Source organism: Bartonella sp. CL71SXKL (assembly GCF_042194935.1).
GTDB lineage: Bacteria > Pseudomonadota > Alphaproteobacteria > Rhizobiales > Rhizobiaceae > Bartonella.
Map to the genome: position 1 here is coordinate 30,156 of NZ_JBHINI010000005.1, position 18,294 is coordinate 48,449.

Consider the following 18,294-nt stretch of genomic DNA (forward strand, 5'->3'; position numbering starts at 1 on the left):
TTTTATGTTTTTTCCAACTGATTTGTTAACATAAAATAAAATAGGAGGTATTGTAAAAATAATACCTCTCAGCTCTCTTGTTCTTGAATGTCGCGCAAATGATGTTATCATAATTTTCTATAGAACCCTTAAGATTCCTGTTAGAATTTATTATGATTATACGCCATCTTAGCGAAAATATTATTAATCAAATCGCCGCCGGTGAAGTTATTGAACGACCAGCAAATGTTGTCAAAGAACTTGTTGAAAACGCTATTGATGCTGGTGCAACACGCATTGAAATTATTACAGCAAATGGTGGAAAAAACTTTATAAAGGTGAGTGATAATGGTTATGGAATTCCTGCAGATCAGTTAACTTTAGCAGTTTCTCGCCATTGTACCTCAAAGATTACCGATGACGTACACAATATCTGCTTCCTTGGATTTAGAGGAGAAGCCCTCCCCTCTATTGGTTCTGTTGCTAAACTTAAACTCATTTCACGAACAAAAGATGCTGAGAGCGCTGCTGAAATTTCCGTTACTGCAGGAAAAATTGTAGGCCCCAAACCAGCTGCTGCAAATCTTGGAACAATTGTTGAAGTTCGTGATCTTTTCTTTGTCACGCCGGCACGATTAAAATTTATGAAAACTGATCGGGCTGAAACAAATGCTATTAGCGATATGATTAAGCGAATTGCTATTGCATTTCCACATATCCGCTTTTCTCTTTCAGGATTAGACAGAACATCTATGGAACTGTCTGCTACAGAAAATAATATTCAAGGACAATTACAACGTATTACGCAAATTATGGGAAAAGAATTTGCCCCTAATAGCATTGCGCTGAATGCTGAACGCGAAGGGGTGCGCTTAACAGGTTTTGCCTGTTTACCATCTTTCAACCGAAATAACAGCCTTCATCAATTTGCTTATGTTAATGGGCGTCCCGTGCGTGACAAGTTTCTATGGGGCGCTATCCGAGGTGCTTATGCTGATGTCATGACACGAGATCGTTATCCTGTCGCTATTCTTTTTATTGATCTCCCACCTGCTGAGGTAGATGTTAATGTTCACCCAGCCAAAGCTGATGTACGATTCCGTGATCCGGGATTAATTCGTGGTTTGATTGTTGGAGCTATTCGTGAAGCATTGCAGCAATCTGGTATTCGTCCTACCTCAACCCGTTCTGAAGCAATGCTTGCTGCATTTCAAACACAACAATCATTGGCACAACAACCATTAGGCAATTTTAAGAACACGCACCTGTCCTCTTCTTACAGTTCACAGCCTCATCATTTTACCAGCGCTTCAATGGTCCAAAAACCATTGGATAGTACTAGCTCTTTTGATTTAAAAGAAGATGCCGCTCCTATTATGGAGGGCTTAAATATACCAAGTGGGGATGCATACATTCCAAGCACTACATCTTCATCAGAAGAGTTATCTTATCCATTAGGAGCGGCCAGAGCACAAATCCATAAAAACTATATTATCGCCCAAACACAAGATAGTTTGATCATTGTCGATCAGCATGCAGCTCACGAACGATTGGTTTATGAAGCACTCAAAAATGCACTTTATTCCAAACCACTTCCTTCACAGTTATTACTTATTCCTGAAATTGTAGAACTCTCTGAAGAGGATGCAACATGTCTTTTAACGCATAAAGATGCTTTGCAAAAATTTGGATTAGGAATAGAATCATTTGGACCAGGAGCAATTGTTGTGCGTGAAACACCTTCCATGTTAGGAGAGATCAACGTCCAAGCCCTTATTAAAGATCTCGCAGATGAGGCCGCTGAGTATGATACAACAAATAATTTAAAAGAAATGCTTGATTATGTTGCAGCAACGATGGCCTGTCACGGCTCAATACGGTCAGGGCGCCTTTTACGCCCCGAAGAAATGAACACACTATTACGGCAAATGGAGGCAATACCTAATACAAGTACATGTAATCATGGACGCCCTACTTATATTGAACTCAAATTGGCAGATATAGAACGGCTTTTTGGCAGAAAATAAACTCTTCATCATTTTGACAAGAAAAATATTTTTAAATTAACTCTCGACTTTATAATATATTTTATGGCACTTTTCTTGAATCTCTTGTATCAAGCAAAAAGGAGTTATAATGTTTTCCGATAGTGAACGCGAAGCAAAAATTCATTATTCTAATAACGGATATGACATTATAGAATATGGTACCTATACTATTTGTGCTGTTAGCGGGCAAAAAATCCCTATAGATGATTTAAAATATTGGAATCATCACCGCCAAGAAGCATATGCTAGTTGTGAAATCTCCTATCAGCGTGAACTTGAGTGCAACCCATATCTCAAGCAATTGTTAAAAACAAAAGAAAAATAACCCTTTGAAAGCTATAAATTTAGCCTTTGCCTTTTAGACAAGAAAACTCAAGGGAACGTTTTCTAAAGCGGGTCATGACCTCCTCAAGAACCATGCGACAGAAGTCTTTTTGAACAAAATCGACATTCACATCAAAGACAATAAGATTTTTCAAATCTTTTTGCGTGTGAATTGTCTGTATACGGGTATAATCTTTAGCTGTTGTTGCGAGCCATAAATTGTGCATTTTAGCCTTTTGTATAAGGCTTTTTAAATTTTCATCTGTGAAAAAATAGTGGTCTGGATATATGTAAGTTTGCACCACATGACCAGACAATTCTTTAATAGATTTAAAAAATTTATCTGGATTGCCAATACCGGCAAATGCCAAAAATGATTTTCCTGAAACCTCATCAGAAGCACTGGCTTTAAGATGAGCACGATATAAAGGCTTTCCAGTACGCGAAACAAGAAAAGCAACATTATCAGGCACATCGGAGTGACCAATCAATAAAACACTATCCATAAAAGAAAACTGCGTTTTTAATGGTACGCGCAAAGGTCCTGCTGGAAAGACAGCTCCATTACCAAAACCGCGCATCGCATCAACAACGAGTAACGCATAATCCATATAAAGACGGCGACTTTGAAATCCATCATCCATTAAAATAAGATTACATCCCTCTTGCTTAAGCCGTTGCGCCGCTGCATAACGATTAGGTGATACAGCTACAAAAGCATGCCGTGCAAGTAAAAGTGCCTCATCTCCAACATTGTGTGGAGTATCATATTTCTCATTTACAAGATGTACCCCTTTAACTGATCCACCATAACCACGAGATACAATACCAGGTACAAAACCAAGTTCTTTAGCCACCTTGGTAAAAGCAATAACAACCGGCGTTTTACCCGCACCACCACATGTAAAATTTCCAATACACAAAACAGGCAGATTAATCACGGGAGGCTGTCTTGCCATAAAACGACTTGAAAAATAACCATACCCCCATGAAACTGGGGCTAATACAAAACGCAAAAAGCTTTTATTTTTCCACCAAAAATGGGGGGCGCTAATATGCATATCTACCCTGACGCTGACGTAAACCTGTTTGTATTACAAGGGGTTGTAAAAATGGATCTAAAATCTTTAATGTGCGCTCAAGTGCACCTGCCATACCTGTCGCCACTTCATGAGCCTTATCAACCATTTCTTGTCGCAATGTTTCATTTGTTAAAAGCTTATACACCTGAATAGCAAGCTGTTTTGTATCTTGAACCATATATGCTGCATCATGCGTTAGAAATTGTTTGAACATCTCTTGAAAATTTGAAACATGGGGCCCTGTCAAAATAGCGGAACCAAGTAAAGCCAATTCCAATGGATTGTGTCCACCATTTCCACATAACGATTTACCAACGAAAGAAACTTTCGATAAGCGAAGAAAAAGCCCCATTTCTCCAATGGTATCTCCCCATAAAATATCGGTATTCATGCTTGGAACAGCATCTCTACTCCTACGAATAAAACTTAACCCCTTATTATCGCATTTTCTGATAAGATCTTCTGAACGTTCAGGATGACGAGGCACAATAATTGTCAATAAATCTGGCAAATAATTTTTAACAATCTTATGGACCTCAAAAGCAATCTCCTCTTCCCCTTCATGCGTTGAAACAGCTGCCCAAACTGGGCGATTGCCGATAGCATTACGATAACGTGCAAGCAATGCTTGATTTTCAACCAGAAAAACATCAGCCTTGAGATTACCAGAAAACGTAACAGATTTTACGCCAAGTTTATGGTAATAAGCTACATCTCTTTCGTTTTGACCAATCGCCAAATCAATATCCTTAAAAATATGTTTGGCAAGAACGCGTCGTTTTTGCCAAGCTTTAAAAGAACGTTCAGACATATGGGCATTAACCAAAATCTGCGGAATACGCATTTTTGCAAGTTCTTTAATACGAAGGGGCCAAATTTCTGATTCACAAATCAAGACGAGATCAGGCTTCCAATGACTAATAAAACGGCGCACTGCAAAATCTAAATCCAAAGGAGCATATTGATGAATCAACCTATTACCAAAATGTTTTTTCACAAGAGTAGAAGAGGTCACAGTCCCTGTTGTCATTAATACATTGATTTTCAATGATAAAATATAATTTACAAGTGGAAAAAGTGCAAGTGTTTCTCCAATACTTGCTGCATGCAACCAAACTAATGAACCTTGGGGGCGTACATGAGAACTTTTACCTAAACGCTCTTTTTTGCGACACCACTCTTCTTTTCCACGAATAGCACGAAAGAACAAATAAAAAGGAATAACAGGACATAAGCAAAAACCAATTATCCGATAGCTTAAAAGAGCCGTATGTGCCTTTAATTCTACCATTTAAAATCACCTCATCCAGCTATTTTAAGATATCTATATGCTTATTTTGTTAAAAAATTCATCAACACTAGTGGTTGCTTCCGTATTTTTTTAATATCATCCATATCTTAAATAAAAAACGCTTAATCCATGAGAAAATTCAATATATAAAGGACAAAAAATGCAATTTTATCACCATATTTTTTTTAAAACTTTCCTATAAAAATAACATATACACATTATTTAAATCTCTTTTAATTAAATTTTATCACTTCATTCTGCACCCTATAAAAATCTTACTCAAAAATAACAAAACTATTTTTCAATCAATTATAATTTTGAAAATATAAATGATAAATACCATACAACCTATGACATATTTTTTCAGCTCACTGAATAAATACTTCTTATGATTTTAGTGAGGCTTTGAATTGTACACGTTGGTATTTTAGAGAAAAAAACTTATTTTTACATATGTTAGGTATTGTCAATTTTTCAAAAAATAATCCATATAGACATTACAACCTAATATAAATAAAATATGTTTAAAAGGAAGCTCAATCTCTATTGTTTCATTTCAATAAAATGAATATGTCAAACAAATCTTTAAAAAAAACTTTTGAATGGTATAGAGTTCTCATTTTAAATTGTGATATCATCTCTTAAAGGTAATCCAGAAAAATCTAATCTTGTTTAATAGAGAATTTCTTAAAAGTCTTACAGCAATTTAAATAAGAGTTTTCAAAATTTTAAATCCTCTCTTTTCAGGAGGTTGCATGATATCTTATTCCTTTTAAGATTGTATATAATCAACACAAAATGACTAACTTATAGATTGTAGTTTTAAACGAGTACTCAAGAAGCCCTTATGAGGTAAGTTAACTTTATAAATCTATTCAGTTTCTCTAAGTTTCTAATTTTGGTAAGTTTCTAACAACTTTCATGGTTTCTAAGCTTATAGTAATAACTCGTTGAAAAAATTCCAATGGATAAGTAGGGAGTGCTAATAATCTCAATAGAGTAGTAATTCGTATCATTAATAATGCTACTCTTTGTATTAATCTTAACGCATTAATGTCTCATACCCATTCAAGAGCAGAGCGACTATTCACAATATAATCATAAACTTCGAGTGATCGCTGTCATGATAATATTGCTGTTGCAAATAGGTTGATAGAACTGTCTTGCATTTTTATTAAGCGCAAAGATGGTGGTGCAACAATGGATTTTATACCTTGCACGAACACTATTATGAAATGGGTTTGGGTGCCTTGAGAGATGTTTTTTTTAAGAAAACATATGAATTTTAAACAACAAGCATATTCTTTTTTACGACGTTCTATTTTACTCGAAGAAAGTACCTATGAAAAGGACGACTAAACAAAAGCGTGCAGCAATCTACAGGCTATAATAACCAAATATTCAAGCTTTATTCTGCATCGCCTAACTCAGCATCAAGAAACTGATGCAAATCTACAATGTAATAACGTTGTAATGCATTATCTACACTGCTTTGCGCTTTTGCCTGCCATGCTTCTTGAGCGGATTTATAATCTGAGAAAATACCAACCACATCTAAATCATCGGGATTCTTGAATTGATTACTGTTAAGATTTTTTAATTCCCCACCAAATACAAGATGTAAATATTGTTTTTTTTCGTTGGTTTCAGTCATATGTGCCTCTATATTATTTAGATTATTTTAGCATGCTTTTACGTGATTAAACTAACTTTGTTTGACGAACAACATCTATCATATCTTGACAGCAATTATTTTTACCAGCAATTAAAAGTCCATATTGGTAAGGTTCAATTCCATAAGATAGTAAAGAGGCATCAAGCGATAAAAAACACCCTCCACACTCCTGCAAAATAAGATCAGCAGCGGCAATATCCCATTCATGACAATTTGGACGAACTAATACGATATCAATTTCATCTTGAGCAACAAGAACAATACGATAAGCAAGAGAAGGAAGATAATGGTAAAGACTAACTTGATTGAGAAAATCATCTGGTAATTTTTGTGCGAGCGATTTATCAAGTGAAATTTTATATTTTCGATGAACCTGAAAGGCTAAACGAGGAAGTTTTATCCCATTTAATGTTGCCCCTCCACCCGTTACAGCTGTATAAACATCTCCTTGAGCCGGACATTGTAGTACGCCCACAATAGGACGCCCATTCTCAATAATGGCAACCGAAATACACCAATAAGGACTGCCAGAAAGAAAACCACGCGTTCCATCAATAGGATCAACAACAAAAGAGCGCTCATAATAATCTTGTTTTTCTCGATTATCTTTTGTTTCTTCTGAAATCCATCCATAATTTGGACGTGCCCCTAGAAGCTTCTCTTTCAAGAAATGATCAACAGCAAAATCTGCTTCACTGACCGGGGAATCACCTTCTTTAATCCAGACATCCAACGTGCATCCAAAATACCGCATTGCTAAATCTCCTGCCTCTCGACAAACGTCACGCAAAAGATTTAAATCAGAAGAATGATGCGTATTATTTTCCTGCAAGTGTCATCCCTTCAATTAATAATGTTGGAGCTGCTGTACCATAACGCCGATCAATATCATTGGCAGGTGTTAAATGTGCTAACATATGAAGCAAATCAGAGCCTAGCGTTACTTCACTCACCGGATAAGCAATTTCACCATTTTCAATCCAAAAACCGGAAGCCCCACGACTATACTGACCAGTAATAAAATCAATGCCATGACCGAATAATTCGGTCACATAAAATCCATTTCGCAAATCTTTTATCATATCGCAAGGCGATACTAAACCCGGTTCAATAGCAAAATTTGTACTGGTCGGCTGCACTAATGATGCTGAACGCACACCATGTCCATTTGTTTTAAGTCCCAGTTCACGTGCTGTAGATGATGAAAGAAGCCAATTTTTTAAAATACCATTTTCAATAATATTGAGTGTTTGTCCCTCTACCCCTTCTCCATCAAAAGGATGAGAAGCATTTCCACGTAATCGCAAAGGTTGATCGGTTACATTAACATTAGGCTTCATCACTTCCTTACCTAGGAAATTCTGTAAAAGACTCGTTTTTCGAGCCACAGAGGCTCCATTGACCATAGATGCGATATGCCCTGCAATTCCACGAGCCGTACGCGGATTAAAAATAACATCAACGCCCCCAGTTGCCGCACGAACTGCACCCAAACGTCGAACTGCACCAAGCCCTGCATTCTTTCCCACAGTTTCTGCTGCCTCTAAATCAGAAAAATGTAAGGCTGTTGTATAATCATAATCCCGCTCCATCTGTGTTCCTTCACCTGCAAGAGCACTACAAGAACGTGAAAAACAACTTGAGCGATAGGATCCACAAAAACCATCGCTGGTCACAAGAATAAACCCACTACGGCCATAAGCTGTTGCAGCGCCACCAGAATTGCTTACACCTTTAATATCAAGAGCTGCTGCCTCCGTTTTTAAAGCATCTTCTGTTAAAAAATGACTGCTAGGTACAAAATCATCAAAAAGATCAAGATCTTTAGGATGCTTAACCAAACACTCTTTATCTGCCAAACCTTCAAATAAACTATCGGGAGAAGCTTTAGCCATCGCAACAGCACGTTCCGCAAGTTCTTGCGGATAAGATCCTAAATTAGCAGAAACACTTGCTACTTTTTTTCCAACAAAAACCCTTAGAGTAAAATCATTGCTCTCTGCTGCTTCTGTCGATTCAACTTTCCCAAAACGAACTGATACACTGGTAGAATGAGCATGAACAATAACAGCATCAGCAGCATCTGCCCCAGAACGCCTTGCTGCTTCAACCAGCGAAACTGCTTTCTCAATCTGGTTTTTGTCAGTCATCATAGACTCCCTAAAATATTTTATTATTTACATTGATAAGCATTCTGACAAATTTATACAAATCAGAATATAACTCTTGTGTGTTTATTCATAAGATTATGCATATTTCATGCATTCTTTTTTTTAATGCATTAAATCATTTCCCTTTTAGCTTCTTTATGAAAAGACGTAATATGCTGTATATGCCGTAAAATCTCTTTAGTTTCAAGATTTCTCATGGGCCCTTATCATTTTAGATAATCCAATCTGTACTGACAATCAAATCAACCGAAAATTTGGCAATTAACAAAAGGCCTAACAATAACATTTGAATTTAAGCCAAAATCCTCAAAAATTCGAAAAGTATAAAATGACTTAAGTCACAAGCCTTATGTCCTCTGGATAGTCAAATAACTTCCTTCATTCCTATAGCATTCTTTAATTTCCAAGCAAGAATCAAGAAAATGCCTTATATTTGTGTATACTTCTTTGCTTCTATAAACTCTCTCATAATAAGATGGCAATCTTGTAAACAAAAAAATATAAATGGAATAAAAAATTTTTCTTGCGTTATTGCTTCAACAAAATGAGCAGTCATTAGCTTCTTTATTCTCATAAGCGTGATATCACAAAGAACTCATTTTTTATATTTATCAGAAATAAGTTATAATCATAACATTCTCTCTCGTTTCTAATGCGTCTAATCAAGAGCATCTCATTTTTCATGCCTCATCCTTAACTGGTTATTTTGTTACTAAACAGATATAACTTAATAGACTCTTTTTCCTGAAACAAAAATCCCAAAATACTGGATAGATTTTGATTTAAGAACTACACTCCTTCCTCTTTTCCTTCCATTAAAAAATAAAGAAGCGTAATATTGTTATAAAACGATAATCAATAAAACTTTTATATAAAACTCAATGTTGTATCTATTGTTCAATTCAATCTACAATAAGCATATTCTTCCAATTAATTTGGGCAAGTTTATCGCTCATAATTGTTTTAATAGATACAAAAATATTTGCAGAAACTGGGATATCTGTGCGCATTTTAAAAAATCGCTTTTTAAACATTTAAACCAAATACATACAACGATACGAGATTAATTTTTACGAAAATTAAGGGAGGTTTTATTTTATCATCTAGAGCCTTTTAGAACTGCACTCTCTAGAAAAGTAATCAAAGAAATTATCTATTCTTATAATCTTTTAATCAAAAAAACACTTTGATTTATAATCATAATTGATCATTTTGTAATTTGCATAAAAGAATCAAATATCATTAAATTTTCTCCGTTTCGAACCTATTCATGTTGAATCAATCACAACTATTTGCGAGCATATCATCAGTAAGGGGCGTATGAATAAAAACTATTTAAGAAGGAGTCAAAATGTCTTTTATGAATGCTCTCAAATCAAAAACTATCGCAACATTAGAAACTGGCAAATATCATGACAATATCAACCTACAGATTCACAAGAGCAGAAATAAGCTTCTACAACTTTCTTTATTTTCAGTAAAAATGCGCGCCTTATAAGCTTTTATATATTGAATAAAATTCAATGGCTTTTATAAGATCTTTGGTGCAAAATTAATTTTCTCAGATGATTTGACACGATTTCAACGACTAACTAAAAAACAGATCATAGCTCATCGATTTGCTATATACTCATAACTGATTTCATTCTAACAAGGCTAAGATTTCTGCACCTTTTTTAAGGTATTAACTTCTTTATAAATGCCCCCCTTACGAGATGCTTTTGTTTTCAGTAAGAGCACGTCTGCTCATTTCAATCATTGCATCGCGAAGATGTAACTTAATTTTTGACCCAATAATCATTCCAAAGAAAGGAGAAAATAAACCAGACATGGTTACAGTATGACGAATTTTGTTATTTGAAGAACCCGATTTTGTTGAACAAATATATTCATGATCAAAACTCATACGTGTAAAAGGAAGTTTAGCATAATCAGAAAAACAAACATTTTTTATAACTTTATCAAGTGTAAAAGTTACTGTAGGTCCCTTTTTAGGTTTCATGCGTCCTATAGCGCCTTCTTTGAAAGGACCAGAAAGTTCTACCCACTCAAGTTCACTATCCCAGCAAGGCCATGATGCCACATCTTCCCATATAGCCCAAATTTGCTCAGCACTTGCTTCTGTATTAATCTCTTCACTATATATCCAATTAAACACGATAATCTCCCCTTTTTTACAAATTACTTATCTTTAGTGATAAAGAATAATATAAAAAAGTATCCTTAAAGCTGCACAACGATAAGATACTTAATACTCTCAGATTTACTTAATATGTAATGATTAACTCAACAAGCGATATTACTAAACTAAACACACAAATATTCAGGATAAATGAACAATATTTTCAATACTAAACAAAATATCTTTTTTAAGTTTAGACAATAGCAAAAATAGAAGTTACGCATCATATAAGATATCAATGCAGACTGCATAGCTTAAAGCTTTCAACTGCTGATGAAATGTGATGATTAAGGTATGGCAGAAAGAAATTAGATAAAAAAGATCATAACTATTATCGAGGAATATATATCCTATTGGAGAAAAAACATCCTTCTGTATTAAAGCTAATAAAAATTCATCAATTCCTTTAACATTAGAATCTTTTATTGATTTTCTGCTTAACCTTTTAAAAACCATATAAAATGAAGAAAACTGTGAAGAAGCATTTTTTCATCCTATCGGATAAAAACAAGAACTTTCTCAAGATGTAAGCGATCGTAATTTATAGAGACGTATTGCTGTCTCACCATAAAACCGCTCATCATCTAAATAAAAGACATCAGGTAAATGAATCATTGTATCTTTCTTTTCTTCAAGTATGAAGAGTGTATCAGCTTTTGCCCACCCCCCTCGCAAAGCTTCTACGAAAGCACGTTCACCTAAACAACGGCTATAGGGAGGATCAGCGCAGATAACATCAAATGGAAGCATTGTGCCAATATTGCCAAGTTTGGTCGCATCACGACGCAAAATCCGTCCTATCGACTGTAATTCAAAGGCTTCTATATTTTTTTGAAGCAACCCACGCCCCTCAACCGAGTTTTCAACAAAAACAGCCGCCTTTGCTCCACGCGAAAGTGCTTCGATGCCTAAAGCACCAGTACCAGCAAAAAGATCAAGAATGCGTTTATTGATCCAAAATTCTTCTTCACGGCTAGAAAGAATATTAAAAAGGCTTTCACGTGTACGATCACTCGTTGGGCGAATCGACTGATTAACAGGCGAAAACAAAACACGCCCAGCAAATTTACCGCCTATGATCCGCACGTGGACCTCCAAATCGCTTCGAAGTTTTTGCACCGTCCCTATGTGGTTTAGATTTTTTCATAGCACCACCAAACGATTTTTTCTTTCTCTCAAAAGAATGTTCATCATGACCACCTTTTATCATGTTCTCTTTATCCTTTAAAAAGCGATCTTTCTTACCAAAGGGGTGCGTCTCATCATAAGATGTTTTGCCACGTTTTTGAACAAAACTTCCCCTCTTCTCTTTGTGTGACGGACTTTCTTTTAGTTTTTCCTTGCCTCGATGAAAGGATTTTTTACCATCCAAACCGCTCTTATGATCATGCGATTTCTCCTCACTATAGGAAGGCTTTCTACGTGCACTCTGGGGACGCGCACCAGGAGCCATCCAAACATTAGCACGGCGAGAACGCGGTAAAAAACGCTCTGCTTTTCCTTCTTCACTTTTCTCCTTCTTTACATTCTCATGAGACTTTGTACTTAATTGCGCGCGACTATGTTCAACAGAACCATCTCTTGGTCGGCGTCGTATCGCCCTTTCACTTGAGAAAACCCAACCATCATTTGCAACAGAAAGATCTTTCTGGCTTTGCTTTTCTGCAACAACTGCAGAATTTGAAAAGGGTTTCAGAATAGGAGCATCAAAATCTGCATTGGCTTGCATAATCAAACGCTCCCCCAACTGATCTCGTAACATCCGCCCTTTTAACTCTTGCACGGCTCCTTCTTCTAAATCAGAGAGATGAAATGGACCATAGGATACACGGATTAATCGATTAACTGATAATCCCAATGCCCCTAAAACATTCTTTATTTCACGATTTTTTCCTTCACGCAACGCAACAGAAAGCCATACATTCGACCCTTGTTCACGTTCAATTGATGCTTCAATCGAACCATAAAAAATACCATTAATCGCAATACCATTTTTAAGGTTATCCAGCGCACTCTGTTTTACTCTTCCATGAGCACGGACGCGATATTTGCGGACCCATCCTGTTACAGGAAGCTCTAATACACGCGCTAAGCCACCATCATTGGTTAAAAGCAAAAGACCTTCCGTGTTAATGTCAAGCCTTCCAACAGAAAGAACACGCGGCATTCCTTTTGGTAAATTACTAAATACTGTAGGTCTGCCTTCAGGATCACGGTTCGTGGTGACAAGACCTGCTGGCTTATGGTAAAGCCATAAACGCGTTCGTTCTATAGGAGGTAAAGGTTTGCCATCAACTTTAATAACATCAGAGCGGCTAACATTACAAGCAGGCGTTGTCACGACTTTACCATTCACAGAAATACGACCTGCAACAATCATCATTTCTGCATCTCGACGCGAAGCAATACCTGCACGCGCTAACCTTTTAGCAATTCGTTCACTCTCATTATTTTCATTCATTTGCGTTTCAAACCAATCTTTGCAAGTATGTTCAGAAAATTATTCACATGCACCATACCGCTTATCCTGAAAAATGAAGTAGCATAATCATTGATCATTTTCTATCCTTTAACGACAATAATGTATCTGCCGACTTGCAAGTTTGTTTTAAACTCTTAAAAAAAATAGAGGTATTCTTTTCATTATAAAAGCGTAATAAATTATTCATTCTATAGCATTCCTTATCGAGATAACCTTTAGATTTTCTATACCTTCAGTAGAAAGAATATTATGACTTTGACGCCCATGGAAATAGCCCTTTTAGAAGCACAAGAGGCTGCAAAAAAAGATGAAGTTCCCGTAGGTGCTGTCATTACACGTGGAAAAGCTATCATTGCACGCGCTGGTAACTTTATAAAATCTGCATATGACCCTACAGGACACGCAGAAATACGCGCAATCCGTATGGCTTGCGAAACATTGCAAAATGAAAGGCTTCCTGATTGCGATCTTTATGTAACACTTGAGCCTTGTGCTATGTGTGCTGCTGCCATTTCATTTGCACGCATACGTCGTCTCTATTACGCAACAAATGATCCCAAAGGGGGTGCTATAGAAAATGGTCCACGTTTTTATCAGCAACCAACCTGTCATCACAAACCTGAGATTTATTCTGGTTTTAAAGAAAAAGAAGCTGCTCAATTACTTAAAGATTTTTTTGTACAAAAGCGATACTAAAAACAATTCTTCTTCCATAACTTTCACTCTTAAAAAACTATTAATTCTTCTGACATATGTAGTAAAAGCTATTTCGAAGCATTTTTCTCTCTTTTAATCATGCATATTGCTTCTATTAGATGATACATTCATTCATAAGAATAATTCATTATTTTGTATAATAAAATATAAATTCCAACATATCGTAGATATACTCTCTTTCAAATTACATTGAAGCAATAAAAATCACTTTCTTGCACATCATAAGCGAGATTATCGTCTGTATAAAGAACGTTTTAGAAAAGACTAAAAATGTCTCTTATGAAGGCCCTCAAATGCAAGAATTGTCGCAACTGGAGTCTGGAAAATAAAATGATGGTATCAGCTTTCTCCTTCCTAAGCATCAAGATAGTGGAGCACAATAGATTTTACGTTATACTATCCACATGAACGATGTTGCAAAATGAACTTGAGAAATATTTCTTGTTAGGAAATGCATAAGGACTCTCTCGATGCTGTTGTCATATTGCTATTTCATGAGAATAACATCCCTCCTCCAACAGCATTATAACTGTGCATGAATGAGAGCTTAGTATCATAAGTAATTGGAAAAATACTTTACTTTAAATATTTTGTCTTTCCCCTATCGACCAATAGGTGCGGTTTTTGCCGGTTGGCGATAACTTAAAGGTGGTTCAGTGAGATAGCGACGGTATTTTGAACTTCCAACTTGTGCTCTCTGACGACGTAAATATTCCTGTCGTTGCTTCGCATTCAACTGTGAAGGGTTTTCTGAACCAGCGCCATTAACTGACGATCCTTTATGAGGAAAAGGAGTATTTCCTTGATGCTTCTTCGATGCTGCCATTTCATTGACAGATCTATCTTGTTGTGGTACCGGCAAAAATCTGCGTGAACTAGGGCTTGGTATTACAAGTTTTGGATGAGGTTTCATAACAATCTGGCTGCTATTATTTGTTGGTGTTAATGAAGTAATATTAGCAACATCTTCAAAAAACTGTATCGAAACCGGTTTATTAGTACCATAGGTAGGAGCGGATAAATTGCATCCCGTTAGAACAAAGCACATCCCTAAAATTCCTATTGGAAATATTTTTACTTCACGTTTTCTCACTGCCTATTCCATTCCCTAGGTGTATGGCTGATTAATATTCCCGTTATTTATGAGAGAACGGTCCATACACAAATTTCCCCCCTGCAGATAAAACAACGGAATTTTTCTCGTACCACAAAAAACTATATTCATCAATATGAGAAATATACTTGTACTCCTTTCCCTTGATTTAAAATTTTAAATCTTACCAAGAATCTGTAGTTCCCGCAAAGCAGCTGCATCACGAGCAGATACATCCGGATAAGCTGGATCACTCCCAACATCTTGTGTGTAACGCCATGATCGAGCACATTTTTTTCCTAATGCCTTCTCTGGATATACACCAACACCTTCAACATCATTCAAAGTAAAAGCATCGGAAGGTATCGTATCCTGCCTAATTGTGAGTGCACTGGTAATACAGATCTCCGCCATATCCACATTTTCTAATGCCTCTCGTAAAACCAGATTGGAAATAAAAACAATAGGCGCAGCTTCTAAAGAGGATCCAATATGCTTATTAGCACGTTCAAGCTCTAAAGCACCTGTCACAACTTTACGGACCTGCCGAATTTTTTTCCAACGCTCAGCCAAAGATTGGTTTTGCCATTCTTCTGGTACAGAGCGAAATTGTTCCAAATGCACCGATTGGCTTTCTGGATAACGCTCTAACCAAGCTTCCTCCATAGTAAAAGGCAACATTGGAGAAAGCCATGTTACCATACGCTCAAAAATCTCACGGACAACCTGCAAGGAGGCCTTGCGTTTTTTTGATGAAGGCGCATCACAATAAAGAGAATCCTTGCGGATATCAAAATAAAATGCCGATAACTCAATGATTGAAAAATCCAATAATGCACGCATAATCTTTTTAAAATCAAATTCATCGTAAGCGCGATTAATCAACTGATCAAGTTCAAAAAGCCTATGCAATATAAATTTTTCAAGATCCGGCAGTGCACCATAAGATATTTCTTCTCCATCATCATGTGCTAAAGTTCCTAGCATCCAACGAATTGCATTGCGTAGTTTACGATATGAATCCACATTTGTTTGAAGAATTTTTTTGCCTAAACGCTGATCTTCCCAATAATCGGTTGTCATAACCCAGAGACGAAAAATATCAGCTCCAGATGTTTTAATGATCTCTTGCGGAACAACCGTATTGCCTAAAGATTTAGACATTTTCTTACCATTCTCATCCAAAGTAAAACCGTGTGTGATCACGGCTTTATAAGGAGAACAAGCACGCGTACCACAGCTTTCCAAAAGAGAAGATTGGAACCATCCGCGATGTTGATCTGAACCTTCAAAATAAACATCAGCAGGCCATTTCAAATCAGTCCGACCTTCTAACACAAAGCTATGGCTTGCTCCAGAATCAAACCAAACATCCAAAATATCATAAACCTGTACCCAAGGCTCATGTGCACGCTCACCTAAAAAACGTTCACGTGCTCCTTCAGCAAACCATGCATCTGCCCCTTCTGCTTCAAAAGCCCGTAAAATACGCTCGTTCACACCTTCATCTTTTAGAATAACACCATCCTCATTCGCAAAAATACAAATAGGAACCCCCCAAGAACGCTGACGAGAAAGAACCCAATCAGGACGATCCTCTATCATAGAAGCTAGGCGGTTTTGCCCAGAAGGCGGCACAAAACGCGTTTTTGAAACAGCTTCCAAAGCCCGACTACGTAAAGTTGAACCATCCCCAAAATCTTTATCCATTGAAATAAACCATTGCGGTGTATTGCGAAAAATAACGGGTTTTTTTGAACGCCAACTATGGGGATAGGAATGCTTTAAACGCCCCCGTGCAAACAATCGATCTGCTTTAATTAAAGCGTTAATGACCTCTTTATTGGCATCACCCATTTTTCCATTATCATCAATAACACGTGCAGGTCCTCCTTCACGATCTGGTCCTAAACCTGGAACATCTTTCGTATAGAACCCTGCATCATCAACAGGAAACGGTATAGATGAATCAATCCCCGCTTGCTCCAGTAAGGACTTATAATCATTCCAAATTTCAAAGTCCTCACGCCCATGGCTTGGTGCTGTATGGACAAAACCTGTACCAGCACTCTCTGTTACGTGTGAACCATCAAGCAATGGAATTTTAAAGTTATACCCCCCAGCCAAACCTTTGAGTGGATGAGAAAGAACAAGAGCTTTCAATTCCTCAGCAGAAATAACACGCAAACGCTTCAAAACAAGTTTGGCTTTTTCTCCACAACTCATCGCTAAAGCGTCTGCAAAAAGAAGCTTTTCTCCCACTTGAGGACCAAAATCATTTTCAGCACTTTCAACTTCGTAAATACTATAAGAAATTTGCGAAGAATAACTCACTGCACGATTGCTTGGAATTGTCCACGGTGTTGTTGTCCAAATGACGACATGAGCACCATATAAATCATCAGAATTTGCTTCAAAAACAGGAAACTTAACCCAAAGCACCTCTGATTCATGATCATGATATTCAATCTCAGCCTCTGCCAAGGCCGTACGCTCCACAACAGACCACATCACTGGCTTGGAACCACGATAAATCTGATCTGACATAGCAAATTTTATCAATTCACTGGCAATGCGTGCTTCTGCATGAAAAGCCATTGTAGTATAAGGCGTGTTAAAATCTCCCACAACACCAAGGCGTTTAAATTCTTCACTTTGAACGGTTACCCAATGCTGTGCAAATTCACGGCATTCTTGACGAAACTCGTTAAGAGGTACCTCATCCTTATTTCTTCCTTGTGCTCGATATTTTTCTTCAATTTTCCATTCAATTGGAAGCCCATGGCAATCCCAACCAGGAACATAATTTGCATTAAAACCGCGCATTTGGAATGAACGGACAACCACATCCTTTAGAACTTTATTTAAAGCATGCCCGATATGAATATGACCATTTGCATAAGGTGGACCATCATGAAGAATATAAAATGGACGATCTTTTGCTTGTTGGCGCAATTGCGCATAAAGCCCCATATCTTCCCAACGCGCCATCAATTCAAGCTCTTTTTGCGGAAGCCCTGCACGCATAGGAAAATTTGTCTGTGGGAGATAAAGAGTTTTTGAATAATCTATTGTTTCATTTTTCACAGCCATTGTGAAATATCCCTGTCCACTTTTACGATTTCATTTTTGCATAACTTCCCTGAACCCTGCAACTCTGGTTTTTATCTATAGGGAAAGCCGAGCTTATCATTCGTATTAAGCAGCGATCAGGAAAATATATCATCACACTCTATGGGCTTTATCATGA

General features: G+C 36.9%; 14 protein-coding genes. 4 read left to right on the forward strand and 10 right to left on the reverse strand.

Going from position 1 to position 18,294, the window contains the following annotated elements:
* Window positions 1-152 precede the first annotated feature (152 nt).
* Both mutL and ACFILA_RS03880 read left to right on the forward strand, forming a co-directional pair.
* Window positions 153-2,006: a DNA mismatch repair endonuclease MutL gene (gene mutL / locus ACFILA_RS03875; RefSeq protein WP_375660696.1), complete on the forward strand. Its 1,854-nt coding sequence runs from the start codon at window positions 153-155 to the stop codon at window positions 2,004-2,006.
* A gap of 109 nt (window positions 2,007-2,115) precedes the next feature.
* Window positions 2,116-2,352 (forward strand): DUF2093 domain-containing protein, encoded by a 237-nt coding sequence (locus tag ACFILA_RS03880; protein ID WP_273787833.1) that lies wholly within the window; start codon window positions 2,116-2,118, stop codon window positions 2,350-2,352.
* Window positions 2,353-2,371: 19 nt separating this feature from the next.
* On the opposite strand, the gene lpxK is transcribed toward ACFILA_RS03880, so the two are convergent.
* The 5 genes from lpxK to ACFILA_RS03905 all read right to left on the reverse strand — a co-directional run bounded on the left by lpxK (window position 2,372) and on the right by ACFILA_RS03905 (window position 8,549).
* Window positions 2,372-3,412, reverse strand: coding sequence for a tetraacyldisaccharide 4'-kinase (lpxK, locus tag ACFILA_RS03885; protein WP_273790425.1), 1,041 nt, complete (start codon window positions 3,410-3,412; stop codon window positions 2,372-2,374).
* The gene (gene waaA, locus ACFILA_RS03890; RefSeq protein WP_375660697.1) at window positions 3,402-4,724 is read right to left on the reverse strand and encodes a lipid IV(A) 3-deoxy-D-manno-octulosonic acid transferase; all 1,323 of its coding nucleotides are present in this window, start codon (window positions 4,722-4,724) and stop codon (window positions 3,402-3,404) included. The genes lpxK and waaA overlap by 11 nt, the downstream gene beginning before the upstream one ends.
* Window positions 4,725-6,132: 1,408 nt before the next feature.
* Complete coding sequence (locus ACFILA_RS03895; protein WP_273790423.1) at window positions 6,133-6,378, reverse strand: DUF4170 domain-containing protein; 246 nt, start codon at window positions 6,376-6,378, stop codon at window positions 6,133-6,135.
* Between the two features lie 46 nt (window positions 6,379-6,424).
* On the reverse strand, window positions 6,425-7,231 hold the full coding sequence (locus ACFILA_RS03900; RefSeq protein WP_375658090.1) for a 3'(2'),5'-bisphosphate nucleotidase CysQ: 807 nt from the start codon (window positions 7,229-7,231) through the stop codon (window positions 6,425-6,427).
* Window positions 7,218-8,549, reverse strand: a complete 1,332-nt coding sequence (locus tag ACFILA_RS03905; RefSeq protein ID WP_375660698.1) for a TldD/PmbA family protein — start codon at window positions 8,547-8,549, stop codon at window positions 7,218-7,220. The genes ACFILA_RS03900 and ACFILA_RS03905 overlap by 14 nt, the downstream gene beginning before the upstream one ends.
* 1,372 nt (window positions 8,550-9,921) lie before the next feature.
* Between ACFILA_RS03905 and ACFILA_RS03910 the strand changes: the two genes are divergently transcribed.
* Window positions 9,922-10,068: a hypothetical protein gene (locus ACFILA_RS03910; RefSeq protein WP_273790420.1), complete on the forward strand. Its 147-nt coding sequence runs from the start codon at window positions 9,922-9,924 to the stop codon at window positions 10,066-10,068.
* Window positions 10,069-10,278: 210 nt separating this feature from the next.
* Here ACFILA_RS03910 and ACFILA_RS03915 read toward each other — a convergent pair whose 3' ends face one another.
* The 3 genes from ACFILA_RS03915 to ACFILA_RS03925 form a co-directional block, all read right to left on the reverse strand.
* Window positions 10,279-10,728 carry a hypothetical protein gene (locus ACFILA_RS03915; RefSeq protein ID WP_375643351.1) on the reverse strand — a complete coding sequence of 150 codons (450 nt, stop codon included), beginning with the start codon at window positions 10,726-10,728 and terminating at the stop codon, window positions 10,279-10,281.
* A gap of 543 nt (window positions 10,729-11,271) precedes the next feature.
* The gene (gene rsmD, locus ACFILA_RS03920) at window positions 11,272-11,838 is read right to left on the reverse strand and encodes a 16S rRNA (guanine(966)-N(2))-methyltransferase RsmD (protein ID WP_375631031.1); all 567 of its coding nucleotides are present in this window, start codon (window positions 11,836-11,838) and stop codon (window positions 11,272-11,274) included.
* Window positions 11,819-13,213, reverse strand: coding sequence for a pseudouridine synthase (locus tag ACFILA_RS03925; protein ID WP_375660699.1), 1,395 nt, complete (start codon window positions 13,211-13,213; stop codon window positions 11,819-11,821). Before ACFILA_RS03925 ends, rsmD begins: the two co-directional genes overlap by 20 nt.
* A gap of 270 nt (window positions 13,214-13,483) precedes the next feature.
* Here ACFILA_RS03925 and ACFILA_RS03930 point away from each other — a divergent pair, with 270 nt between their 5' ends.
* Window positions 13,484-13,930, forward strand: a complete 447-nt coding sequence (locus ACFILA_RS03930) for a nucleoside deaminase (protein WP_273790416.1) — start codon at window positions 13,484-13,486, stop codon at window positions 13,928-13,930.
* Window positions 13,931-14,552: 622 nt separating this feature from the next.
* Here the strand turns inward: ACFILA_RS03930 and ACFILA_RS03935 are convergent.
* Both ACFILA_RS03935 and ileS read right to left on the reverse strand, forming a co-directional pair.
* Window positions 14,553-15,044 (reverse strand): hypothetical protein, encoded by a 492-nt coding sequence (locus ACFILA_RS03935; RefSeq protein ID WP_375643350.1) that lies wholly within the window; start codon window positions 15,042-15,044, stop codon window positions 14,553-14,555.
* Between the two features lie 177 nt (window positions 15,045-15,221).
* Entirely contained in the window at window positions 15,222-18,137 is a 2,916-nt protein-coding gene (gene ileS, locus ACFILA_RS03940; protein WP_375660700.1) for an isoleucine--tRNA ligase, read from the reverse strand.
* Window positions 18,138-18,294 lie beyond the last annotated feature (157 nt).